The sequence below is a fragment of the Mycobacterium sp. URHB0021 genome (genome assembly GCF_054057895.1).
In genome coordinates this window covers 4,947,364-4,969,314 of the sequence record NZ_JBSRZT010000002.1, presented here as the reverse complement: position 1 = coordinate 4,969,314, position 21,951 = coordinate 4,947,364, and the positions used below count along the sequence as shown (strand labels likewise).

The following is a 21,951-nucleotide window of genomic DNA, read 5'->3' as shown; positions in this document are numbered from 1 at the left end:
GTGGGACGACAGCCGGGCGACCGAACCGTGAACGCGGTCAAGCCCCTTTGTTTGCTGGCGGCTGGTGCGCAGGTCGCAGGCAGTCGGCACGAGGCGCGTGGCCATCGTCCCCTCCCAAACCGGTGTGACACCACATCGGCGCAGGTGGGGGATGCTTTTCGAGCCGCCTCGTGTTCGGTCGGTTGTTGCTCTACCGTTCTGCAGTAATGGCACTTCCCGCAAGCGGTCCGTCGCAGCGACGTCCGGCCGCGCATGCGCATGACATAGACAACCTGCTGGCCCGCTACCGCACGGCCAGGGCACAGCAGGCGCTCTTCGATGTCCGCACCCGGGGAGCGGCGACCGGCTACGACGAGTTCGTCGATGCGGCGGGCGATATCCGCCCGGCATGGCACGAGCTGGCCGAATGCGTGGGGGAGCGGGGCCGCGATGGTCTGAACCGGCTGCGGGCGGACGTGCGCAACTTGGTCGACAACGACGGCATCACGTATATCGCCGACGGCGATGGGGCGGAGGTGGCCGGTCCCTGGCACCTCGACGCGCTGCCGCTGCTGATCTCGGCGCCGGAGTGGGACACCCTGGAATCCGGTCTGGTACAGCGCTCCAGGTTGCTCGACGCGGTGCTGGCCGATCTGTACGGACCCCAGCAGTCGATCACCGGCGGATTGCTGCCGGCCCCGCTCCTGTTCGCACATCCGGGTTACCTGCGCGCCGCCCGGGGCATCGACGTGCCCGGCCGCCATCAGCTGTTCCTGCACGCCTGTGACATCAGCCGAGGCGGTTCGGGCTGCTTCCTGGTCAACGCCGACTGGACGCAGGCTCCCTCGGGCGCCGGCTATGCGCTGGCTGACCGACGGGTGATCGCCCGCGCGATCCCCGATCTCTATGAGCGAGTCGGACCGCGGCCCTCCTCACCCTGGGCACAGGCGCTGCGGCTGGCGTTGATCGACTCCGCGCCCGAGGCGGCCGAAGAACCCGTGGTCGTCGTGCTGAGCCCGGGCATCCATTCCGCGACCGCCTTCGACCAGGCCTATCTCGCAAGCATGTTGGGCTTTCCCCTGGTGGAGAGCGCCGACCTGGTGGTCCGCGACGGCAAGTTGTGGATGCGCTCGATGGGCACGCTCAAGCGGGTCGACGTGGTGCTGCGCCGCGTCGACGCGGCGTACGCCGACCCGCTGGATTTGCGTGCGGACTCCCGACTCGGCGTGGTCGGGCTCGTCGAGGTGCTGCGGCGCGGTGCGGTGACGGTCGTCAACACGTTGGGCAGCGGGATTCTGGAAAGCGCTGGGCTGTTACGGTTTCTGCCTGAGCTGGCCGAGCGACTGCTCGGCGAGACGCCGTTGCTCGCGACCGCGCCGCTGTACTGGGGTGGCATCAACACCGAACGATCACACCTGCTGACGAATCTGTCGTCCCTGATGATCAGGCCGGTGACGGGCGGGACGTCGATCGTCGGACCCGCGTTGTCGGCCGGTCAGCGCGCGTCGCTGACGGCGCGCATCGAGGCCACCCCGTGGCAGTGGGTCGGCCAGGAGCTGCCGGAGTTCTCGTCGGCACCCAGTGACTACTACCCGGGCGGGCTGTCGTCGGCCAGCGTGGGAATGCGGTTGTTCACGGTGGCCCAGCGGGGTGGGTACGCGCCGATGATCGGTGGCCTCGGCTACTTACTGGCACCGGGTGATGCCGGGTTCAACTTGAATACCGTTGCAGCAAAAGATATCTGGGTACGTACGCCGACGCGGGTCACGGTTGAGCGCATTCCGGTGTCGCCCGCTGCCGAGCTGCCGGGGATGACGCCGAGTCCGACTCGCGGGATCAGTTCGCCGCGCGTGCTCTCCGATCTGTTCTGGATGGGCCGCTACGGCGAACGGGCGGAGAACATGGCCCGGCTGCTGACCGTCACCCGCGAGCGCTATCACGAGTACCACTACCGCCGGGAAATGGAGGGCAGCGAGTGCGTGCCCGTCCTGCTGGCCGCGCTGGGACACATCACCGGGACCGCCACCGGCACCGACGGCGACTACACCGAGATGGTGGCCACCGCGCAGAGCACACTGTGGTCGCTGACCGCCGACCGGCGCCGTGCGGGCTCGCTGGCCCAGTCGGTCGAACGGCTGGGACTGGCCACGCGCGCGGTGCGGGACCAGATGTCCAACGACACGTGGATGGTGCTGGCGGCCGTGGAACGGGCGTTGCTGAACGCGCCCGATGCGCCGCCCGATTCGAGGGCGGAGGGCGACGCATTTCTCGGGTCGACGAACAATCTGACCCTGGCGGGAATGCTCGCCCTCTCCGGCGTCGCGGCGGAGTCGATGGTGCGCGACGTCGGATGGACGATGATGGATATCGGCAAACGGATCGAACGCGGGCTGACGCTCACGGCGCTGCTGCGGGCGACGCTGACAACGGTACGCAGCGCGGGCGCCGAGCGAACCATCACCGAGTCGACGCTCGTGGTCTGCGAATCCTCGGTCATCTACCGGCGGCGCACCCTGGGCAAGGTCAGTGTTGCGGCCGTAGCGGACCTGGTGCTGTTCGACGCCGAGAACCCGCGGTCCCTGGTGTATCAACTCGAGAAGCTGCGCGCCGACCTCAGGGCGCTGCCGGGTTCGTCGGGTTCCTCGCGGCCCGAGCGGCTGGTCGATGACATCGTCACCACCTTGCGCCGACTCGACCGGGCCGACCTAGAAGAGGTCGCCGCCGACGGCACCCGGGCTCAGCTGGCCGGGCTGCTCGACGGGATTCACCGCGGCCTGCGCGACCTGTCCGGTGTGATCACCGCGACCCATCTGTCGCTACCGGGCGGAATGCAGCCGCTGTGGGGCTCCGACGAGCGCAGGGTGGTGCCGTGAACGCCTTTCCCGAGGGTCCGACCGCGTCGGGAGCCAGCCGCGGTTATCGGGTCACTCACCGAACGGTCTATCACTATTCCGATGTCGTCACGAGCTCATACGGGCGCGGGTTCCTCACGCCGCGCGACTCCACGCGGCAGCGCTGCCTGTTCCACGAACTGATCGTGGACCCGGAACCGGCCGACAGCTCCACCAGCCGCGACGTCTACGGCAACATCAGCTCGTACTTCCACGTCACCGAGCACCATCGGGTTCTCTCCATCACCAGCAACTCGGTGGTCGAGGTCGATCCTCCGCCAGCCGGCCTGTACGCCGGCGGGTCGGCCAGGGCGGCGTGGGAGCTCGCCCGCCCGGTCGGCCCCGACGGCGCGCTGGCGACCGAATTCACCCTCGATCTGCAACCGGCAGAGATCACGGATGCGTTGTCCGCCTATGCAGCACCGAGTTTCGAGCCGGGCAGGCCGTTGATCGACGTGCTACGCGACCTCACCTCGCGAATCTATTCGGACTTCACTTACCGATCCGGTTCCACGACGGTGTCCACTCAGGTCAGCGAGGTTTTGGCGGCGCGGGAAGGGGTATGCCAGGACTTCGCGCGGTTGGCCATCGCTTGTCTGCGCGCCAATGGGTTGGCCGCCAGCTACGTTTCTGGGTACCTTGCGACCGACCCGCCACCCGGGAAGGAACGCATGGTAGGGATCGACGCGACGCACGCCTGGGCATCGGTGTGGACGCCCCAAAACCATTGGCTCGGTTTGGATCCCACCAACGACCAGATGGCCGACGAGCGGTACATCACGGTCGGATTCGGCCGGGACTATGCCGATGTGCCGCCGCTGCGGGGCATCATCTACACCGATTCGGAAAGCAGCGTCATCGACGTCGCGGTCGACGTCGAGCCCTACCAGGGGGGAATGCTGCATGCGTGACTTCAATTGCCCCAACTGCGGCCAGCGGTTGTCGTTCGAGAACTCGGTCTGCCTGCACTGCGGTAGCTCGCTGGGGTTCTCGCTGGATGACATGGCGTTGCTCGTCATCGCACCCGGTGAGGAGAGCGAGCACGCGGGCGCCGTCGATGAGGCCAAGTATCAACTGTGCGCGAATCTTCATCTGGCCGAATGCAATTGGCTGGTCGAGACGAGTCCCATCGCCAAGCTGTGCGCATCGTGTGCGCTGACCAGGACCCGGCCCAACAACGCGGACACCAAGGCGCTGGCCGCATTCGCGGTCGCGGAGAAGGCCAAGCGCAGGTTGATCGCCGAGTTGCACGAACTCAAGTTGCCTGTCGTCGGCCGCGCCGAGGACCCGCAATACGGCCTGGCGTTCGACCTGTTGTCGAGCGAGTTCGAGAAGGTGTTCACCGGCCACGCCGACGGCGTGATCACCCTCGACCTGGCCGAGGGCGACGACGTGCATCGCGAACGTCTCCGCATCTCGATGGACGAGCCGTACCGGACGTTGCTCGGGCACTTCCGTCACGAGATCGGCCATTACTACTTCTACCGGCTGGTCGGCACCTCCCAGTCGTACTTGGACAGCTTCACCGAGCTGTACGGCGACCCGGACAGCGACTATCAGTCCGCGCTCGCTCGCTATTACGACCAAGGCGCGCCGCCAGGCTGGGAGGACGACTATGTGTCCTCCTACGCGACCATGCATCCGGCCGAGGATTGGGCCGAGACGTTCGCGCACTACCTGCACATCCGCGACACTCTCGATACCGCGGCCGCATTCGGGTTCGCCGCGGCGGGTGCCACCTTGGAGCGCCGCGTGTGGGGGCCCAGTGGCTTCGACACGATCATCGAGATGTGGCTCCCGCTGGCCTGGGCCCTGAACATGGTGAACCGCTCGATGGGCAAGGACGACCTTTATCCGTTCGTGCTGCCCCCCGCGGTGCTGGAGAAGATGCGCTTCATCCACACGATCATCGATGAGATCACCTCGGACCCGATGAAACTCGCGGAGATCAGCGGGAGCTGACTGCAGGGGCGTTCAGCCGGCGTCACCCGGAAGGCCGCGAAGCGGAACGGCAGTCCTGCGGCAATGGAGGCCGGTGATTTGTGTCCATCCGCGTCAGATGGGCGAGCTGCGGCATACGTGCCGTGATGATGTGGTTGCCGAGTAGACCAGCCGGGCCCATCAGCTCTGCGATGGGTCCCCGCGCCGACTCCAGTGGTCCCGGGATGACGGTGGTGGCCAAGCCCGTCAGGATCAGCGCCACCCCGACACGTCCCGCAGTGCGGTGCTGAGTACTTCGACGCTGACGGTTCCGTCCCAGCCGCGGTCGAGCAGCGCATCGGCGAACCGGTCATAGCCGATGTCCTCGAGCGGTAGCGCGGCGAGGTGTTCGTAGCAGTCCAGCCCGGCCACTCGGGGACCTGCGGTGTGCTCATGCCCTTACTCTGCCGAACGTAGGCCGCCGGAAGCGCGTGAAAACCCGTTCGGTTGCGGCGTCATGAGCAGGTGCGGCGGAGATACTCGCGACCCCGCGGTGAGATGCGGTAGCCGACGTCGAGGCTGATGGTCAGGCCGAGGCCCTTGAGCTGGCGCACCCTTCGTTTGAACCGCGGCACGTCGAGCCCGACGCCGGACGCGAGGTCGGGTGCCCGGACGGCCTCGTTGGCCGAGATCATCTCCAGGTACTGCCGCGTCCACGGTGAGGTGGCCGCATCCCAGCGGTTCAGGCGAGACGTGATCGCCTCGACGTCGGCGTCGGTCAACCGGTCGTCGGCGGCGAGTGCTGGCCGCTCGTCTGCTCCGAGGTAGGACACCGCGATGACGTAGGTGTGGCGCGCCGGCCTGCGGTCCAACTCCTGCTGAGCGGCCGCGGCGGTCGGGAAGCCCGCCGCCCGCGCCTGGGCCGCGGTCACGCGGTAGCTGCCGGGGTACTCGGTCACCTCGTCGATGCGGACGGTGCCCGCAACCGTCCGCTGGGTGCCGCCCGATTTGGCGCGTGGCGCGTCCCATCGCCGCAACACGACTGTGATGTCGCCGTTCGCGATTCCCTCGGCCGTGTCGCGATTGAGCAGCACGGCTGTGACCCTACGATCACCCGGTGGCTGATCGCTATGGCACCGACATCCTCGCCGACGACCCGCACAGATCGCGCAAGCCGCGGTCGACCGAGCAGCCGGTGGAGGTCGGCATGGTGGTGGAGGACGCCCAGACCGGCTATGTCGGCGCCGTGGTCCGCGTCGAGTACGGGCGGATGGAACTCGAGGACCGACACGGCCGCCGCAAGCCGTTCCCCGTCGGCCCCGGCTATCTCATCGACGGCAGACCGGTCATCCTGACCGCGCCGCGAGTAGCGGTGTCAAAGGCCGCCGCCCGGACGGCGTCGGGCTCGGTGGCCGTCAAAGGCGCGCGTGCCCGGGTGGCGTTGACCAGCCGCATCTACGTCGAGGGCCGCCATGACGCCGAACTGGTCGAGCAGGTGTGGGGCGACGATCTGCGTGTCGAGGGCGTGGTGGTCGAATATCTGGGCGGCGTCGACGATCTGGTCGGGATCGTCGAGCAGTTCCGGCCCGGTCCGGGGCGCCGCCTCGGTGTGCTCGTGGACCACCTCGTCGCCGGATCGAAGGAGGCCCGCATTGCCGATGCGGTGCGCCGCGGGCGGAGTGGCCCGCACACGCTCGTCGTCGGGCACCCGTTCATCGATATCTGGCAGGCCGTCAAGCCCGGCCGGCTGGGTGTGCAGAACTGGCCGGTCGTGCCCCGCGGCGTGGAGTGGAAGCACGGCGTCTGTCAGGCCATGGGGTGGCCGCACTCACAGCAGGCCGACATCGCGCGGGCCTGGCAGCGGATCAGGGGCCGCGTTCGCGACTGGAACGACCTCGAGCCCGCACTCATCGGGCGCGTCGAGGAACTGATCGACTTCGTGACCCAGCCGGCGTCTTAGCCGAGTGGCCGCGATCGGCTCACGCCGAGCGAGTGGCCGGCGGTGCTGTCCACGTGCTCCGGTATTTCTCCCTCGTGCCGGTCTCCGGTTGTCGACGTTCCGCGGGGCTCGAACATGAGGATCGAGCCGCCGGGCGACGATGGCTTGTGCTCGGTACCCTTCGGCACCACGTACGTGTCGCCTTTGCGCAACACGACCGTTGACTCACTGCCACCGGCATCCCGCACGGCGACGTGGAACTCACCATCGAGGACCAGGAAGAATTCGTCGGTGTCGTCGTGTGCGTGCCAGAGATGTTCACCCTGGGCATGGGCGATTCGGACGTCGTAATCGTTGACCCTTGCGACGATTCGGGGGCTGTAGACATCGCTGAACGACTCGAGCGCCTCGGTCAGATTGACGGGCTTGGTAGTCACGATTGGATCGTATCGCTCGTCGACATGGTAAGCAGAGATCGTGTCCGAGGGTCTGTTTGACGTCCCCGGCGAGCCCGGCCGGGCCGGCGGCGGCGCCGTGGGTCCCGTGGGGGCGTCTGCACCCCTGGCGGTGCGGATGCGACCGGCCACGCTCGACGAGGTGGTGGGGCAGGAACACCTGCTGCAACCGAACTCGCCGCTACGACGGATGGTCGAGGGATCGGGCGCTGCCTCGGTCATCCTGTACGGGCCGCCCGGCACGGGAAAGACCACGCTCGCGTCGCTGATCTCGCAGGCCACCGGCCGGCGCTTCGAGGCGCTGTCGGCGTTGTCCGCCGGTGTCAAAGAGGTCCGGGCCGTGATCGAGGTGGCCCGCCGCGCGGCCATGCACGGCGAGCAGACGGTGCTGTTCATCGACGAGGTGCACCGGTTCTCCAAGACTCAGCAGGACGCGCTGCTGTCCGCGGTGGAGAACCGCGTGGTGGCCTTGGTCGCCGCCACCACTGAGAACCCGTCGTTCTCCGTCGTCGCCCCGCTGCTGTCGCGATCGTTGATCCTCCAACTGCAGCCCCTCACCCCCGAGAACGTGCAGTCGGTCGTGCGCCGCGCCATCGACGACCCTCGCGGGTTGGCAGGCAAGGTCGAGGTCACCGACGAGGCGGTCGAACTGCTGGTCCAGTTGTCGGCGGGCGATGCGCGGCGGGCGCTGACCGCGCTGGAGGTCGCCTCGGAGGCAGGTGGCAAGGTCACCGTCGAGACCATCGAACAGTCGCTGGACAAGGCCGCGGTGCGCTACGACCGCGACGGGGATCAGCACTACGACGTCGTCAGCGCGTTCATCAAATCGGTGCGCGGATCCGACGTCGACGCCGCCCTGCACTACCTGGCCCGGATGCTGGTGGCGGGGGAGGACCCGCGGTTCGTGGCCCGCCGCCTGATGATCCTGGCCAGCGAGGACATCGGGATGGCCGATCCGACCGCGCTCCCGACAGCGGTGGCCGCTGCACAGACTGTTGCGCTGATCGGCATGCCGGAAGCCCAGCTGACGCTGGCCCACGCCACCGTGCACCTGGCCACAGCACCGAAGTCGAACGCGGTCACCACGGCGCTGGGTGCCGCGATGAGCGATATCAGGGAGGGCAAGGCCGGTCTCGTGCCGGCGCACCTACGCGACGGGCACTACTCCGGGGCGGCCAAGCTCGGCAACGCCATCGGCTACAAGTACTCCCACGACGATCCGGATGGTGTTGTGCCGCAACAGTATCCACCTGACGAGTTGGTTGGGGTCGACTATTACCAGCCCACCACCCACGGTGCAGAGCGTGACATCGCCGGCCGGCTGGAAAAGCTGCGCGCCATCATCCGCAGGCGGCGCTGACCGCGCCGCTGCGCTCAGGAGGCCTTCGCCTCGATCAGATAGTGCGGCTGATGCAGCGGCTCGGCTCGAACGATCTCCAGACCAGCTGCGCGCACGACCTTTTCGAATTCAGGCCGTCCACGTTCTCGCCCGGTCAGGCTCATGAGCATCACCATGTCCAGGAGCGCCGCCTGCCGCGAGATGCCCTGGTCGGCAAACATCATCTCGACGATGAAAACACGCGCTCCGGGATTCATGGCGCGGCGGATGTTGGACAGGATCTCGATACAGGAATCGTCGCTCCAGTCGTGCAGAATGTACTTCAGCAGGTAGAAGTCAGCGGCCGGAACCGCATCGAAGAAGTCGCCGGGGATGCCACTCATTCGGTCGCTGACCCCCCACCGCGCGGCCTGCTCGTCAACACCCGGCATGGCCTGCGGAAGGTCCAGTACCGCACCGGTCAGGCGCGGGTTGCGTTTCAACAACTCCGCAACGAATGTTCCGCTCGCTCCTCCGACGTCGAGCACGAATCCGTGGTCCGCACCGTCGATGGCAGACACCGCGTCACGCACCACGGGTGCCGACACATCCGTCATTGCCGCGCGAAACATCCGCGCCTCGTCATCATTCCGATCGTAGAAATTCCATAGATCTCCACCCAGCGCCTCTTCGACATAATTGCGGCCGCGTCTCACAGACTCAGGCAACCGCAACGAGGTGTGCCAGAAGGCCGGGCCGCCGATCGCTTGGGCGTAGTGCTTGAGGGTGAACGTTGAATTCTTGTGCAAGACGCCAAGTCGGGAGGTGCCTGCGAAGGTCTGGGCCACCTTGTCGTATTTCAACAGCCCCAGTGCCACCCCGGCCCGAAGGACGCGATAGGTCATATCGGGGTCGCTGGAGGCATGTGCGGCGATCTGCTGCGCGGTCAACTCGCCATCGTCGAGGTGCTCGGCGACGGAAAGGCCGGCAAGGGTCCGAACCACCTGTGATGCGTAGCCGGCCAAGAGAAGGCCGAACACTTCGTCGTGTTCCTCTCGCATCCCAGCTTCCGTCGAATCATTGCGATTGACGTGCACCGCCCACCTCCTGCTCATCCGACAACCGAACCACCCGGACCGCACGGATGAATTCCCGTCAATGCGCATAACGGTGCCTATTGACATACCGATTCAAATTACGGCCATGAGGCCGATCACAGCTGAGCGTGTCGAGCGGGACTCACTGCCACGGCTCGTCTTGTCTCAGAGTCGATTCCACGCGGGTGGCCGGGGCCGACGGCGCCAGCCGACAAAAGTAATCAAAGTGATGATCAGCATACGTTACTTGTCCTGTTGGCCTCGGATGTCTGTCCGGCACCCGTCTGCCACCCCGAGCGAGTGGAGCTAGTCAGATGTGGGGAGTTCGACGACCAGGGTGGTTCCTGAGGACGGACTGTTCAGCGACATCGTGCCGCCGAGTACTTCAACCCGATCTCGCAGACCGAGAAGTCCTGAGCCCCTCGACAAATCGGCGCCACCGACACCGTCGTCGGACACCGAAACGAGGATGGCTCCGCTGGTCTCGTCCACCTCGACGACCGCACGCGACGCTTGCGCATGTTTGGCGACGTTGGTCAATGCCTCGGCGACGACGTAGTAGACGCCTACCTCGATCCGCTCCGCCGGCCGACCGGAGATACCCACCAAGACATCGACCGGAAGCGGAGCGCGACGCGCGAGCTCCTTGAGTGCCGGCCCCAGTCCCGCTCGTGCGAGCACGGTGGGATGGATTCCTCGCGACAACTCGCGAATGTCGTTCTGGATTTCTTCGAGCCCTGACATCACGTCGCTGAACAGCTCCGTCAACTCCGCCGGAATAGCCGTCTCGTACGCTCGCATTTTCAGCGCCAGCGTGACCAGTCGCTGCTGTACGCCATCATGAAGGTCGCGCCCGATCCGTCGCCGGACTTCGTCACCCGTTGCGACGACCCGCGCCCGAGATTCGACGAGGGCGCCACGGTTCTCGGCGTTCAAGATCGCCACGGCGACCAACTCGACGATTTGACACAGTCGGTCCATCGTCTCCGACGAGATATCCCGCTGGCGGGGCCAGGCGGCGAACATCGCGCCCCATATCCGGCCGTCGACCATGATCGGAGTTCCGACGCCGCTTCGAAGCGCTAATTTGCGGGCGAACGCGGCGATAGCGCCTGACGCGTTGTCGTAGCTCATCGACTCGGGCTGACCACTGCGCAGGATCTTCGTGGCGAGGTTCTCGCCGCCGAGTAAGAGTCGATCTCCCAGCATCACGGACGACGTGTGCATGGGGCCGCCCGCGGCGAGATAGGTGAATGTCGCGCCGGGCTCGTAACGGCCGATGAGTGTTATGTCAGCGTCGAGGAGTTCCGCCACCTCCGCGGCGACTGCGGTGAAGACATCGCCTGGCGCGGGACTCCTCGCCACTACGGTCGCGACGCGGCGCAGCGCCGCCTGATCTCTTCGGGTCACGTTGTCGGTCACGTCTCGGGCGACTCCAGCAACAAGACCGCCGGGATCGGGTCCGGGCCTGCAACTCCACTGCAACCAGCGCACGGAACCGTCGCGGCAGATGTACCGGTTCTCGAACTGGTGTAGCTCGTGCCCGTCGAACAGAACCTTCATCGCCGTGCGTGTGTGCTCGCGATCGTCGGGGTGCACGAAATCGATGAGCGGCCGGGCAACGAACTCGTCAGTCGTGTATCCGAGAGCCCGCTCAAACGCCGGGTTCACCCGCTTGAAGTAGCCGTCGACGGTGGAAAGGCACATCAAGTCCGGTGCCAGATCGAACAAGTCTTCCATCCACGTGTGGTTGCCTGCCGATGAACCGATATCGAGGTTCGCGGGCTTACCCATGAACAAATTCTATCGTCCGACAGGTGCGGCCGACCTGGTCGTTTGCTGCGGAACGGGCGATCGCCGATCAGGCGAGTTCTTTGTCGCCCGATTCGGCCCGGAAGCCGGGGCCGGCCTCGGGGGTGACGTTGTGTGCCGTGATCTCCTGCTGGCAACGGGCGCACGTGAGGCGAGGGTCGGCGATTTCGCCGCAGGTGTCGTGGCGCAACACGACTGGGGGGCCGCTGGGGTGGGGCAGATGCTGGTCGCCCCAACGCATCAGGGCCACGATCGCGCCGAACAGGTCGAGCCCGGCCTCGGTGAGCCGGTATTCATGGCGCTCGGGGTCCGAGGAGTAGGGGACACGGTCGAGCAGGCCGGTGTCGACCAGCATCCGTAGCCGCGACGACAGCGTGGGGCGAGGGATGTTCAGGTTGCGGGCGAGCTGACCGAAACGGCGTACCCCGAAAAACGTTTCGCGCAGGATGAGGAGTGTCCAGCGCTCGCCGACCAACTCGAGGGCCCGGCCGACGGACTCGGCTTCGAATCGGTGCGACAGATCAGCGGGTGCGGCCATGGTTCGACAACTGTACCGGTTCACCTGTTGAACCGGCAGTGGTAACGTGATTGAACCAGTCGTCCCTCCACGTGAATGCAGAGGACCATGACCCATCCCGAACCGGCGACGTCACCGCCCAGCAGGGCGAACGACGTCGAAGCAGCCGCCCGGGAACTCGCCGTACTGGCCGGGAGGTTGTCCGGCGAAATCGACGACGGCCGTCGGCTACCCGAGGAGTTGGTGGCCCGTCTTGGACAATGCGGATTGTTGCGCGCCGGTGCGCCGGTGGAAGTCCACGGCCTGGAATTGCCGCCCGGAGTCGCGCTGCGGTGTGCAGAAGCGGTCGCGCGCGGGAATGCCTCGGCAGGCTGGTGTGTCTCGATCGCGATCACCAGCAGCCTGCTCGTCGCCTATTTGCCGACCTCCAGCCGTGATGCACTTTTCGGTGGAGGGCGAGGCGTCGCCGCCGGGGTCTGGGCGCCGCGCGGCAAAGGGCGGACAGTGGACGGCGGAGTCGTCGTGTCCGGCCGCTGGCCGTTCTGCAGCGGAATCACCCACGCGGACATGATGTTCGCCGGCTGCCTGGTCGACGAGCAGCCTGTGCCGTCGGTCGTCGCGCTGGGCAAGAACGACCTCCAGGTGCTCGACACCTGGCACACGTTGGGCCTGCGCGGCACCGGCAGCCACGACACCGCGGCCGATGAGGTCTTCGTTCCCGCCGATCGGGTGTTCTCGCTGTTCGACGGTCCGGTGGTGGACCGGCCGCTGTATCGCTTTCCGGTCTTCGGATTCTTCGCGCTGTCGGTCGCCGCGGCCGCGCTGGGCAATGCGCGCGGCGCGATCGACGACTTCATCGAGCTGGCCGGCGCCAAGAAGGGGTTGGGGTCGAGCCGCACGCTGGCGCAGCGTCCCGCCACGCAAGTCGCGATGGCGGCGGCCGAGTCGGCGCTCGATGCGGCGCGGGCACTCTATTACCAGGCGATCGAGGCGGGCTGGCGGGCCAGCCAGGACGGCGAACCGGTGCCGGTCGAGGTGCGAAACCGCCTGCGACTGGCGGCAACTCATGTGGCACGGACCTCGGCCGAGGTGGTCCGCGACATGTACGATCTTGCCGGCGGCACCGCGATATACGACAGCTCCCCATTACAGCGACGATTCCGGGATGCGTACACCGCCACCGCTCACTTTCAGGTCAACGAGGCGTCGCGTGAGCTGCCTGGCCGTATCCTGCTCGGTCAGCCGGCCGACGCGTCAACGTTGTGAACGGACATCTCGCAGTCGCCCTGCCGTTCTGGCTCGACCGGCCCGACGACGAGGCTCTCGACGTCGCGCTGGCCGCCCGTGACGCTGATTTCGACACGCTGTGGATTGGCGAAATGGCGACCTACGATGCCTTCGCGCTCGAAGCACGCACCACGCATGCGCGAAACCATCGAGTGCCTGCGGTCGATCCTGGCCGGGACACGGGCCGACTACACCGGGCGGCACGTTCGCAGCCACGGCTCGACTGCGAAACTCGATACCGGCCGGATGACGATCCGCCCCTTGACAGCGATTTCATAAGCCTTCTAGATTAGTAATCAACCGATTAGTTGATCAAATGCCAGGTTGATGATTGCCGAGTGATGCAGGTCTCCGACGATGGGCTGGACCGCGCGTTCATGGCGCTGGCCGACCCTTTCCGACGCGCCATCGTGGCGCGGCTGTCCCGCGGTCCGGCAACGGTCAACGAACTGGCCGCACCCTTCGACATCACGAAACAGGCGGTGTCCAAGCACATTCAGGTGCTCGAACAGGCGGGGCTGGTCACCCGGACCCGCGACGCACAGCGACGGCCGGTTCATCTGGATGCCGTTGCGCTGGAGCGCCTGACTGCATGGATCGACCGATATCGGCTCGATGCCGAACGCAGCTACCGCCGGCTGGATGCTCTGCTGGCGGAAGTGACCGACACGCCCGAGGAAGGAACCGACACATGACGAACCCGCTCAACCTCAATGCGCCCGTCGACACCCTGGCAATGGAGTTCACCCGTGACTTCGACGCTCCGGTTGCGGCCTTGTTCCGGGCGCACGCCGATCCCGAGTTGGTCAAGCAGTGGCTCGGACCACGCGACCTCGAGATGGACGTCCTGGAGTGGAACTTCAAGAACCATGGCGGCTATCGCTACGTTCACGAGAACGAGCACGGCAATTTCGGCTTCAACGGCACATTCCACACCGTGCGCGACAACGAATTCATCCTGCAGACCTTCGAATTCGAAGGCGCCCCGGACAATGTGAACATCGAATACCTGTGGTTCGAGGACCTGGGTGACGGCCGCAGCCGGCTGCGGGGCAGATCGATCTGCCCGACGATCCAGGCCCGCGACGGCCTGCTGTCCTCGGGCATGGAAGGCGGGATGACCGAGGGTTACGAGAAGCTCGACACGCTTCTCGAGACACTCTGACTCGCCCAGACGAGGACGATCCCGGCTGGAGGGGGGCCAGCCGGGACCGTAGGGGATGGTGCGGGCTCTGTCTAACGCAGGATGCCGGAACGCCGCCTGCCCGTCAGCCCGGTGCGACGACGTCCGGTGAGGGATGCCACCAAAGCGACGCCCAGCGCCGCGACGATGACCTGAACCAGCAATTCGAGCCAATCGATGCCGTTGGTCGCAGTCGGGATACCGATGGCGCGGGCGATGGCCGTGCCGATGAACGCTGAGACGATGCCGACAAGAATCGTCAGCAGCATGCCGATGGGCTGCTTACCCGGCAGCACGAGGCGGCCGAGCACGCCGACAACGATGCCGATGAGGATGGCGGTGATCACGCCGGTAATGGTCATTGTGTGCCTCCAAAGCTTCAAATTGGTGAACCTGACATACCCACGGCCTCCGTCGAATAAACGACAGCGTCGATCGCGCGCGTTTCTCTGGACGTGGCAATGGGAAACATGTATAGGTGGCCGATGTGAAGCTCACGGCCGACCAGCGGAACTCGTTCATCGCGGCCCAATTGGGTTGGACAATGGACGCCTTCGACTATTTCATCGTCGTGCTGGTCTATGCCGACATCGCCGAGACGTTTCACGTGTCGAAGACCGAGGTGGCATTCCTCACCACCGCGACGCTGATCATGCGCCCCATCGGCGCCCTGCTGTTCGGCCTGTGGGCGGACCGTGTGGGTCGACGCGTGCCCTTGATGGTCGACGTGGCCTTTTACTCGATTGTCGGATTCCTGTGTGCATTCGCCCCCAATTTCACCGTGCTGGTGGTCTTGCGAATGCTCTACGGGATCGGCATGGGCGGCGAATGGGGACTGGGTGCGGCGCTGGCGATGGAGAAGATTCCCGCCGAGCGCCGGGGCTTCTTCTCGGGTCTGTTGCAGGAGGGTTACTCGTTCGGCTATCTGTTGGCCACGCTGGCATCGCTGTTGGTGATCGATCATCTCGGGCTGTCCTGGCGATGGCTGTTCGGGCTGAGCATCATTCCCGCGCTCATCACGCTGATCATCCGGACCCGGGTCAAGGAGTCCGCGGTGTGGGAGGCCACGCAGGAGCGGATGCGGTTGACCAGCACCAGCATTCGTGACGTGATCCGCAACGGCGCCGTCGTCCGCCGGTTCGTCTACCTCGTAATCCTGATGACCGCGTTCAACTGGATGAGCCACGGCACCCAGGACGTCTACCCGACGTTCCTGTCGGCCGAGCACCAAGGTGGGGCGGGTCTGTCGACGGAAACCGCCCGGTGGATCGCCGTCATCTACAACATCGGTGCGATCGTCGGTGGCCTAGTGTTCGGCACGCTCTCCCAGCGGTACGGCCGCCGCTACACGATCGTGTTCTGCGCCGTATTGGGGTTGCCGATCGTGCCGCTGTTCGCCTTCTCGCAGACCGCGGCAATGCTGTGCCTGGGCGCGTTCCTGATGCAGGTTGTCGTCCAGGGAGCGTGGGGTGTGATCCCGGCGCACCTGACCGAGATGTCGCCCGACGCCGTTCGGGGTTTCTATCCGGGGGTCACCTATCAGCTGGGCAACCTGTTCGCCGCCTTCAACCTGCCGATCCAGGAACATCTCGCGGCGACCCACGGTTATCCGTTCGCCCTGGCGGCGACGATCATTCCGGTACTCATCGCCGTCGCCGTGCTGACCCTCATCGGCAAAGACGCCACCGGTCTGGAGTTCGGCACCGACCGCAGTGCCTACCCCGCGATCAAATCCTCCTGAGCGCTCGTAGGCTCGGTAGGTGCACACCGAGGTACTCGACATCGACACCGCCCGGCGCCGCACCGTCGATCTCACCGATGCGGTCCGGTCCTTCTGCGGTGACCGCCAGGACGGCCTGTGCAATATTTTCGTGCCCCACGCCACGGCGGGAGTCGCGATCATCGAAACAGGCGCCGGATCCGATCACGACCTCGTCGACACGCTGGAGCGACTGCTGCCGCGCGATGACCGGTACCGCCACGAACACGGGTCGCCAGGCCACGGCGCCGACCACGTGCTGCCCGCGTTGGTGGCCCCGTCGGTGACGGTTCCGGTGCGCGCCGGCGAACCGTTGCTCGGAACGTGGCAGAGCATCGTCCTGGTGGACCTGAACAGGGACAATTCCAGCCGATCGGTGCGGCTGAGCTTCATCGACGGCTGAGCGCGGCACGATCTGCGGCGCGGATTCGTTTGCTTTTTAGGACGGCTACCCCGACCGGTACTGTAGGGCGGTCGAATAATCGCAGGTGACCGCGGAACCACACACAACGACGAGGACAGCAGGGACGTGCAGACACACGAGATCAGGACGCGTTTCCTGGATCATTTCGTGAAGGCGGGCCATACCGAGGTGCCGAGTGCCTCGGTCATCCTCGACGACCCCAACCTACTCTTCGTCAACGCCGGCATGGTGCAGTTCGTGCCGTACTTCCTGGGGCAGCGCACCCCGCCATGGAAGCGGGCGGTCAGCGTTCAGAAGTGCATCCGCACGCCCGACATCGACGAGGTGGGCATCACCACCCGGCACAACACGTTCTTCCAGATGGCGGGCAACTTCAGCTTCGGCGACTACTTCAAGAAGGGCGCCATCGAATTCGCGTGGACCTTGTTGACCAACTCGGTCGAGCAGGGCGGCTACGGCTTCGACCCTGAAAGGCTCTGGGCGACGGTATATCTCGACGACGACGAGGCCATCGGGTTCTGGCAGGACGTGGCGGGCCTGCCCGCCGAGCGCATCCAGCGCCGCGGCATGGCCGACAACTACTGGTCGATGGGCATACCCGGGCCGTGCGGTCCGTCCTCGGAGATCTACTACGACCGCGGCCCCGAGTACGGCGTCGAGGGCGGTCCCGAGGCCGACGAGGACCGCTACATCGAGATCTGGAATCTCGTCTTCATGCAGAACGAGCGCGGCGAGGGCACCTCGAAGGAGGATTTCGAGATCCTCGGACCCCTGCCGCGCAAGAACATCGACACCGGCATGGGTGTCGAACGGATCGCGTGCCTGTTGCAGGGCGTGGACAACGTCTACGAGACCGACTTGGTGCGTCCCGTCATCGACACGGTCGCCGCGCGTGCCCCGCGGGGCTATGGCGCCGGCCACCACGACGACGACGTGCGGTACCGCATCATCGCCGACCACAGCCGCACCGCGGCAATCATCATCGGCGACGGCGTCAGTCCAGGCAACGACGGCCGCGGCTACGTGCTGCGCCGCCTGCTGCGCCGGGTGATCCGGTCGGCCAAACTCCTGGGCATCGACGATCCGATCGTCGGCGACCTGATGACGACAGTGCGCGACGAGATGGGACCGTCGTACCCGGAGCTGGTCACGGACTTCGACCGCATCTACCGGATCGCGGTGGCCGAGGAGACGGCGTTCAACCGCACGCTGGCCTCGGGCTCCCGGCTTTTCGACGAGGCCGCCGGTGCGACGAAACGGTCGGGCAGCACGGTGTTGTCGGGTACCGATGCGTTCACGCTGCATGACACCTACGGTTTCCCGCTGGAGTTGACCCTCGAGATGGCCGCCGAGTCCGGTCTGAGCGTGGACGAGGAGGGCTTCCGCGGCCTGATGTCCGAGCAGCGGGCGCGGGCCAAGGCCGACGCGGCCGCCCGCAAACAGGCCCACAGCGATCTGTCGGCTTACCGCGAGCTGGTGGACACCGGACCCACGGAGTTCACCGGGTTTGACGAATTAAGCTCCGAGGCAAGGATTCTCGGAATCTTTGTCGACGGCAAGCGGGTCCCGGTGGTCGGGCATGACACCAACGGTGGGCCGGCGCCGGAGCGCGTCGAGTTGATCCTGGACCGCACACCGTTCTACGCGGAGTCCGGCGGCCAGATCGCGGACGAGGGCAGCATCTCCGGCACCGCGGCTTCCGGCACCGCCAAGGCGGCCGTCTCCGATGTGCAGAAGATCGCCAAAACCCTTTGGGCGCATCGCGTCAACATCGAATCCGGCGAGTTCGTCGAGGGTGACACCGTTGTCGCAACGGTCGATCCGCGCTGGCGTCACGGTGCGACGCAGGGCCATTCCGGCACGCACATGGTGCACGCCGCGCTCAGGCAGGTGCTGGGCCCCAACGCGGTTCAGGCCGGCTCGCTCAATGGGCCGGGCTATCTGCGGTTCGACTTCAACTGGCAGGGTGCGCTGACCGACGACCAGCGGACACAGATCGAGGAAGTCACCAACGAGGCTGTCGAAGCCGACTTCGAAGTGCACAGCTTCACCACCGATCTCGAGAAGGCCAAGTCGATGGGTGCGATGGCGCTGTTCGGCGAGGCGTATCCCGACGAGGTTCGGGTGGTCGAGATCGGCGGGCCGTTCTCGCTGGAGTTGTGCGGCGGTACGCACGTGCACAACTCGGCGCAGATCGGGCCGGTCACGATCTTGGGCGAGTCGTCTGTCGGCTCGGGGGTGCGCCGCGTCGAGGCGTATGTGGGCCTGGACTCGTTCCGCCATCTCGCCAAGGAGCGGGCACTGATGGCGGGTCTGGCGTCGTCGTTGAAGGTGCCCTCCGACGAAGTGCCTGCCCGGGTGGCCAACCTGGTGGATCGGCTCCGGGCAGCCGAGAAGGAACTCGACCGGATGCGGCTGGCCAACGCACGCGCCGCCGCCGTGAACGCCGCCGCCGGCGCGGAATCGATCGGTAAGGTCCGTGTCGTGGCGCAGCGGATGGCCGGCGGAATGTCGGCGGCGGACCTGCGCACGCTCGTCGGAGACATCCGCGGCAAGCTGGGCAGTGATCCGGCCGTCGTCGCATTGATCGCCGAGAGCGAGGACGATTCCGTTCCGTTCGTGGTGGCGGCGAATCCGGCGGCGCAGGACCTGGGTCTGCGCGCCAACGAATTGGTGAAGGCACTGGGTGCAGCGGTCAACGGGCGTGGGGGCGGCAAGGCCGATCTGGCGCAGGGTTCGGGTAAGGGGGCGGCGGGTATCGACGCGGCACTGGCCGCGCTGCGCGCTGAGATAGGCCGGAGCTGACCCAGTGGCCTATACCGAAGAACGCCTTCCGGATCGCCCGGGGGGTTCTCTTCACCCACCCGATGCCGGACGGGGACGACGGCTCGGCGTGGACGTCGGAAGTGTGCGCATCGGGGTGGCCATCAGCGATCCGGACGGCATCCTGGCCACACCGGTGGAGACGGTGCGCCGGGACCGGTCGAACCGGCATCTGCGTCGGCTGGCGCAACTGGTCGAGGAGTTGGAGGCCGTCGAAGTGGTGGTGGGTCTGCCGCGCACCCTCGCCGACCGGTCCGGCCCGGCCGCCAAGGACGCGATCGAGCTGGCCGATCTGCTTTCGGCACGGGTGGCACCCATACCCGTACGGCTGACCGACGAACGACTCACCACCGTTACGGCGCAGCGGTCGCTGCGCGAGGCCGGGGTGCGGGCCAAGAGTCAGCGCCCGGTGATCGACCAAGCCGCGGCGGTGGGCATCTTGCAGAACTGGCTGGACCAACGGCGTGCCGCGTTATCCGCGCACGGAGAGGTCGGGGATGGCTGACGACTGGAGTCAGGACCGCGCGAATCCGGTTGCGGTGGGACCACCGCGGCGCCGGATGACCCGCGCGGATCGCATGCGTGCGGCACGGGGCAGGCGAAAACGCCGAATCGCCGGTGGCATGGCGCTGTTCATGTTGATCGTCGTCGTCATCGGCGCGGTGTTCCTGGGCTCGCGGATGTGGCACACGCTATTCGGTACGGGCAACGACTATTCCGGTGAGGGCGTCAACGACGTGGTCATCCAGGTTCACGACGGCGACTCCACCACCGCGATCGGCAAGACGTTGCAGGAACGCAAGGTGATCGCGACGGTCAAGGCGTTCATCGACGCCGCCGACGGCAACACCGCGATCTCGTCCATCCAGCCCGGCTTCTACAAAGTGCGCACCGAGATTCCCGCCTCCAATGCCGTTGCGCGGTTGGCGGATCCGCAGAATCGCGTCGGTAAACTCGTGATCCCCGAGGGCCGCCAGCTCGACGACATTCAGGACGTCAAGACCAATGCTGTCACCGACGGCATCTTCAGCCTGATCTCGAAGGCGACGTGCGTCGATCTCGACGGTGATCACCACTGCGTGTCGGTCGACTCACTGAGGACGGCCGCGGGCGCCGCGGCACCCTCGGCGCTGTCGGTGCCGGACTGGGCCCTCAATCCGGTTACCGCCCTGGGCAACGACCACCGGCGCCTGGAAGGCCTGATCGCCCCGGGCACCTGGAACATCGATCCCTCGGGCGATCCGCAGTCCATCCTGTCCACGCTCATCCGCACCAGCGCAATGCAATACGCCCAGGGCGGCCTGCTCGACACCGCCAAGGCCCTGAACATGTCGCCTTACCAGATCCTGATCGTCGGATCACTGGTGCAGCGCGAGTCCAAACCTGACGACTTCGCGAAGGTCGCGCGCGTCATCTACAACCGACTGCACGAGAACCGCACGCTCGAATTCGACTCCACGGTGAACTACGCGCTCGACCGGATCGAGGTGGCCACCACCGACGGCGACCGAGCGCAGAACACCCCGTGGAACACCTATGTGCGACCGGGACTGCCCGCCACGCCCCTCTGCTCGCCGGGCGGGCCTGCGTTGGCGGCTGCCGAGCAGCCCGCGGCGGGAGACTGGCTGTATTTCGTCACCATCGACTTGCAGGGGACCACGCTGTTCACCCGGGACTATCAACAGCACCTGGCCAATATCGAACTGGCGAAGCGCAACGGTGTCCTCGACAGCGCACGGTAACCAGGCCGGACGCAGAGCGGCGGTACTGGGATCGCCGATCGCACACTCGCGCTCACCGCAACTGCACCTCGCGGCATACCGGGCGCTCGGGTTGGCCGATTGGACCTACGAGCGAATCGAATGCACCGCCGAGCAGTTGCCCGGTCTGGTCGGGGCTTTCGGACCCGAATGGGTGGGACTTTCGGTGACCATGCCCGGCAAGTTCGCCGCCCTGACCTTCGCCGGTGAGCGCACCCGGCGTGCCGAGCAGGTCGGATCGGCGAACACCTTGGTGCGCACACCGAACGGATGGCGCGCCGACAACACCGACATCGACGGTGTGACCGGCGCCCTCGGTCATGCGTCGGGCCACGCCATCGTCGTCGGTTCCGGCGGCACCGCCCCGGCTGTCGTGATCGGACTGATCGAGCTCGGCGTGCACCGGATCACGGTGGCCGCCCGTAACCCCGACAAGGTCTCGGCATTGGTGGACCTGGCGTCCAGATCAGGTGCCGACGCCCGGTGGTGCGATGTGGACAGCGCCGAATTGGCAGATGTGGTCGCCGAGTCCGACGTCATGGTCAACACCATCCCGGCTGACGCGGTGGCACGGTACGCCGCCACTCTGGCGGCGGCGCCGCTGCTGCTCGATGCGATCTACGACCCGTGGCCGACGCCCCTGGCAAGAGCCTTCCAAGCGGCGGGCGGCCGCGTGATCAGCGGGCTGCAGATGTTGTTGCACCAGGCGTTCAGCCAGGTCGAGCAGTTCACCGGACGACCCGCACCGCGGGAGGCGATGACGGCCGCGCTGGGCGTTCACTAGTGT

The 21,951-nt window shown here is 66.4% G+C and carries 21 protein-coding genes and 1 pseudogene; 15 read left to right on the top strand and 7 right to left on the bottom strand.

What is annotated here, in order from left to right; all coding sequences use genetic code 11:
- Nucleotides 1–206: 206 nt before the first annotated feature.
- From ACVWWN_RS26805 to ACVWWN_RS26795, 3 genes are read left to right on the top strand one after another with little or no spacing between them, the layout of a single operon-like run.
- Entirely contained in the window at nucleotides 207–2,852 is a 2,646-nt protein-coding gene (locus ACVWWN_RS26805) for a circularly permuted type 2 ATP-grasp protein (RefSeq protein ID WP_457146555.1), read from the top strand.
- A complete protein-coding gene (locus tag ACVWWN_RS26800) occupies nucleotides 2,849–3,781 on the top strand; it encodes a transglutaminase family protein (RefSeq protein ID WP_457146554.1) in 933 nt (310 codons plus the stop codon). Before ACVWWN_RS26805 ends, ACVWWN_RS26800 begins: the two co-directional genes overlap by 4 nt.
- Nucleotides 3,774–4,832, top strand: a complete 1,059-nt coding sequence (locus ACVWWN_RS26795; RefSeq protein WP_457146553.1) for a zinc-binding metallopeptidase family protein — start codon at nucleotides 3,774–3,776, stop codon at nucleotides 4,830–4,832. The genes ACVWWN_RS26800 and ACVWWN_RS26795 overlap by 8 nt, the downstream gene beginning before the upstream one ends.
- A gap of 231 nt (nucleotides 4,833–5,063) precedes the next feature.
- Here ACVWWN_RS26795 and ACVWWN_RS26790 read toward each other — a convergent pair whose 3' ends face one another.
- Together ACVWWN_RS26790 and ACVWWN_RS26785 are read right to left on the bottom strand one after the other, a co-directional pair.
- Complete coding sequence (locus ACVWWN_RS26790) at nucleotides 5,064–5,222, bottom strand: hypothetical protein (RefSeq protein WP_457146552.1); 159 nt, start codon at nucleotides 5,220–5,222, stop codon at nucleotides 5,064–5,066.
- Between the two features lie 83 nt (nucleotides 5,223–5,305).
- Nucleotides 5,306–5,884, bottom strand: a complete 579-nt coding sequence (locus ACVWWN_RS26785) for a hypothetical protein (protein ID WP_457146551.1) — start codon at nucleotides 5,882–5,884, stop codon at nucleotides 5,306–5,308.
- Nucleotides 5,885–5,907: 23 nt separating this feature from the next.
- Here ACVWWN_RS26785 and ACVWWN_RS26780 point away from each other — a divergent pair, with 23 nt between their 5' ends.
- Entirely contained in the window at nucleotides 5,908–6,750 is an 843-nt protein-coding gene (locus ACVWWN_RS26780) for a DUF3097 domain-containing protein (protein WP_457146550.1), read from the top strand.
- On the opposite strand, the gene ACVWWN_RS26775 is transcribed toward ACVWWN_RS26780, so the two are convergent.
- Entirely contained in the window at nucleotides 6,747–7,166 is a 420-nt protein-coding gene (locus ACVWWN_RS26775; RefSeq protein ID WP_457146549.1) for a cupin domain-containing protein, read from the bottom strand. The two genes, ACVWWN_RS26780 and ACVWWN_RS26775, sit on opposite strands and share 4 nt — an antisense overlap.
- Nucleotides 7,167–7,206: 40 nt before the next feature.
- Between ACVWWN_RS26775 and ACVWWN_RS26770 the strand changes: the two genes are divergently transcribed.
- The gene (locus ACVWWN_RS26770; RefSeq protein ID WP_457146548.1) at nucleotides 7,207–8,544 is read left to right on the top strand and encodes a replication-associated recombination protein A; all 1,338 of its coding nucleotides are present in this window, start codon (nucleotides 7,207–7,209) and stop codon (nucleotides 8,542–8,544) included.
- 14 nt (nucleotides 8,545–8,558) lie between these two features.
- On the opposite strand, the gene ACVWWN_RS26765 is transcribed toward ACVWWN_RS26770, so the two are convergent.
- The 3 genes from ACVWWN_RS26765 to ACVWWN_RS26755 all read right to left on the bottom strand — a co-directional run bounded on the left by ACVWWN_RS26765 (nucleotide 8,559) and on the right by ACVWWN_RS26755 (nucleotide 11,949).
- On the bottom strand, nucleotides 8,559–9,563 hold the full coding sequence (locus ACVWWN_RS26765) for a methyltransferase (protein ID WP_457146547.1): 1,005 nt from the start codon (nucleotides 9,561–9,563) through the stop codon (nucleotides 8,559–8,561).
- A 342-nt stretch (nucleotides 9,564–9,905) separates the two neighbouring features.
- Nucleotides 9,906–11,393, bottom strand: coding sequence for a PAS domain S-box protein (locus tag ACVWWN_RS26760; protein ID WP_457146546.1), 1,488 nt, complete (start codon nucleotides 11,391–11,393; stop codon nucleotides 9,906–9,908).
- A 67-nt stretch (nucleotides 11,394–11,460) separates the two neighbouring features.
- Complete coding sequence (locus ACVWWN_RS26755) at nucleotides 11,461–11,949, bottom strand: winged helix-turn-helix transcriptional regulator (RefSeq protein ID WP_457146545.1); 489 nt, start codon at nucleotides 11,947–11,949, stop codon at nucleotides 11,461–11,463.
- 87 nt (nucleotides 11,950–12,036) lie between these two features.
- Here ACVWWN_RS26755 and ACVWWN_RS26750 point away from each other — a divergent pair, with 87 nt between their 5' ends.
- The 4 genes and pseudogenes from ACVWWN_RS26750 to ACVWWN_RS26735 all read left to right on the top strand — a co-directional run bounded on the left by ACVWWN_RS26750 (nucleotide 12,037) and on the right by ACVWWN_RS26735 (nucleotide 14,380).
- Nucleotides 12,037–13,194, top strand: coding sequence for an acyl-CoA dehydrogenase family protein (locus tag ACVWWN_RS26750; protein ID WP_457146544.1), 1,158 nt, complete (start codon nucleotides 12,037–12,039; stop codon nucleotides 13,192–13,194).
- A pseudogene (locus tag ACVWWN_RS26745) lies at nucleotides 13,191–13,434 on the top strand (LLM class F420-dependent oxidoreductase); the annotation flags it as partial. The gene ACVWWN_RS26750 and the pseudogene ACVWWN_RS26745, both read left to right, overlap by 4 nt.
- Before the next feature lie 122 nt (nucleotides 13,435–13,556).
- Entirely contained in the window at nucleotides 13,557–13,910 is a 354-nt protein-coding gene (locus ACVWWN_RS26740) for an ArsR/SmtB family transcription factor (protein ID WP_457149297.1), read from the top strand.
- Nucleotides 13,907–14,380 (top strand): SRPBCC family protein, encoded by a 474-nt coding sequence (locus ACVWWN_RS26735; protein WP_457146543.1) that lies wholly within the window; start codon nucleotides 13,907–13,909, stop codon nucleotides 14,378–14,380. Before ACVWWN_RS26740 ends, ACVWWN_RS26735 begins: the two co-directional genes overlap by 4 nt.
- A 71-nt stretch (nucleotides 14,381–14,451) precedes the next feature.
- Here ACVWWN_RS26735 and ACVWWN_RS26730 read toward each other — a convergent pair whose 3' ends face one another.
- Nucleotides 14,452–14,760, bottom strand: coding sequence for a GlsB/YeaQ/YmgE family stress response membrane protein (locus ACVWWN_RS26730; protein ID WP_457146542.1), 309 nt, complete (start codon nucleotides 14,758–14,760; stop codon nucleotides 14,452–14,454).
- A gap of 116 nt (nucleotides 14,761–14,876) precedes the next feature.
- Here ACVWWN_RS26730 and ACVWWN_RS26725 point away from each other — a divergent pair, with 116 nt between their 5' ends.
- The 6 genes from ACVWWN_RS26725 (at nucleotide 14,877) to ACVWWN_RS26700 (ending at nucleotide 21,948) form a co-directional block, all read left to right on the top strand.
- Complete coding sequence (locus ACVWWN_RS26725; RefSeq protein WP_457146541.1) at nucleotides 14,877–16,139, top strand: MFS transporter; 1,263 nt, start codon at nucleotides 14,877–14,879, stop codon at nucleotides 16,137–16,139.
- A 19-nt stretch (nucleotides 16,140–16,158) separates the two neighbouring features.
- Entirely contained in the window at nucleotides 16,159–16,560 is a 402-nt protein-coding gene (locus ACVWWN_RS26720; RefSeq protein ID WP_457146540.1) for a secondary thiamine-phosphate synthase enzyme YjbQ, read from the top strand.
- 126 nt (nucleotides 16,561–16,686) lie between these two features.
- On the top strand, nucleotides 16,687–19,386 hold the full coding sequence (gene alaS, locus ACVWWN_RS26715) for an alanine--tRNA ligase (RefSeq protein WP_457146539.1): 2,700 nt from the start codon (nucleotides 16,687–16,689) through the stop codon (nucleotides 19,384–19,386).
- A 4-nt stretch (nucleotides 19,387–19,390) separates the two neighbouring features.
- Nucleotides 19,391–19,909 (top strand): Holliday junction resolvase RuvX, encoded by a 519-nt coding sequence (gene ruvX, locus ACVWWN_RS26710; protein ID WP_457146538.1) that lies wholly within the window; start codon nucleotides 19,391–19,393, stop codon nucleotides 19,907–19,909.
- On the top strand, nucleotides 19,902–21,146 hold the full coding sequence (locus ACVWWN_RS26705; protein ID WP_457146537.1) for an endolytic transglycosylase MltG: 1,245 nt from the start codon (nucleotides 19,902–19,904) through the stop codon (nucleotides 21,144–21,146). Before ruvX ends, ACVWWN_RS26705 begins: the two co-directional genes overlap by 8 nt.
- Nucleotides 21,124–21,948, top strand: coding sequence for a shikimate dehydrogenase (locus tag ACVWWN_RS26700; RefSeq protein ID WP_457146536.1), 825 nt, complete (start codon nucleotides 21,124–21,126; stop codon nucleotides 21,946–21,948). Before ACVWWN_RS26705 ends, ACVWWN_RS26700 begins: the two co-directional genes overlap by 23 nt.
- The last annotated feature ends 3 nt before the right edge of the window (nucleotides 21,949–21,951 follow it).

Excerpts from the sequence above, each read along its gene's own strand:
- ACVWWN_RS26805 (WP_457146555.1), top strand. The coding sequence starts at position 207 with ATGGCACTTCCCGCAAGCGGTCCGTCGCAGCGACGTCCGGCCGCGCAT.
- ACVWWN_RS26795 (WP_457146553.1), top strand. The coding sequence starts at position 3,774 with ATGCGTGACTTCAATTGCCCCAACTGCGGCCAGCGGTTGTCGTTCGAG.
- ACVWWN_RS26765 (WP_457146547.1), bottom strand. The coding sequence starts at position 9,563 with ATGCGAGAGGAACACGACGAAGTGTTCGGCCTTCTCTTGGCCGGCTAC.
- ACVWWN_RS26760 (WP_457146546.1), bottom strand. The coding sequence starts at position 11,393 with ATGGGTAAGCCCGCGAACCTCGATATCGGTTCATCGGCAGGCAACCAC.
- ACVWWN_RS26755 (WP_457146545.1), bottom strand. The coding sequence starts at position 11,949 with ATGGCCGCACCCGCTGATCTGTCGCACCGATTCGAAGCCGAGTCCGTC.
- ACVWWN_RS26750 (WP_457146544.1), top strand. The coding sequence starts at position 12,037 with ATGACCCATCCCGAACCGGCGACGTCACCGCCCAGCAGGGCGAACGAC.
- ACVWWN_RS26740 (WP_457149297.1), top strand. The coding sequence starts at position 13,557 with ATGCAGGTCTCCGACGATGGGCTGGACCGCGCGTTCATGGCGCTGGCC.
- ACVWWN_RS26735 (WP_457146543.1), top strand. The coding sequence starts at position 13,907 with ATGACGAACCCGCTCAACCTCAATGCGCCCGTCGACACCCTGGCAATG.
- ACVWWN_RS26730 (WP_457146542.1), bottom strand. The coding sequence starts at position 14,760 with ATGACCATTACCGGCGTGATCACCGCCATCCTCATCGGCATCGTTGTC.
- ACVWWN_RS26705 (WP_457146537.1), top strand. The coding sequence starts at position 19,902 with ATGGCTGACGACTGGAGTCAGGACCGCGCGAATCCGGTTGCGGTGGGA.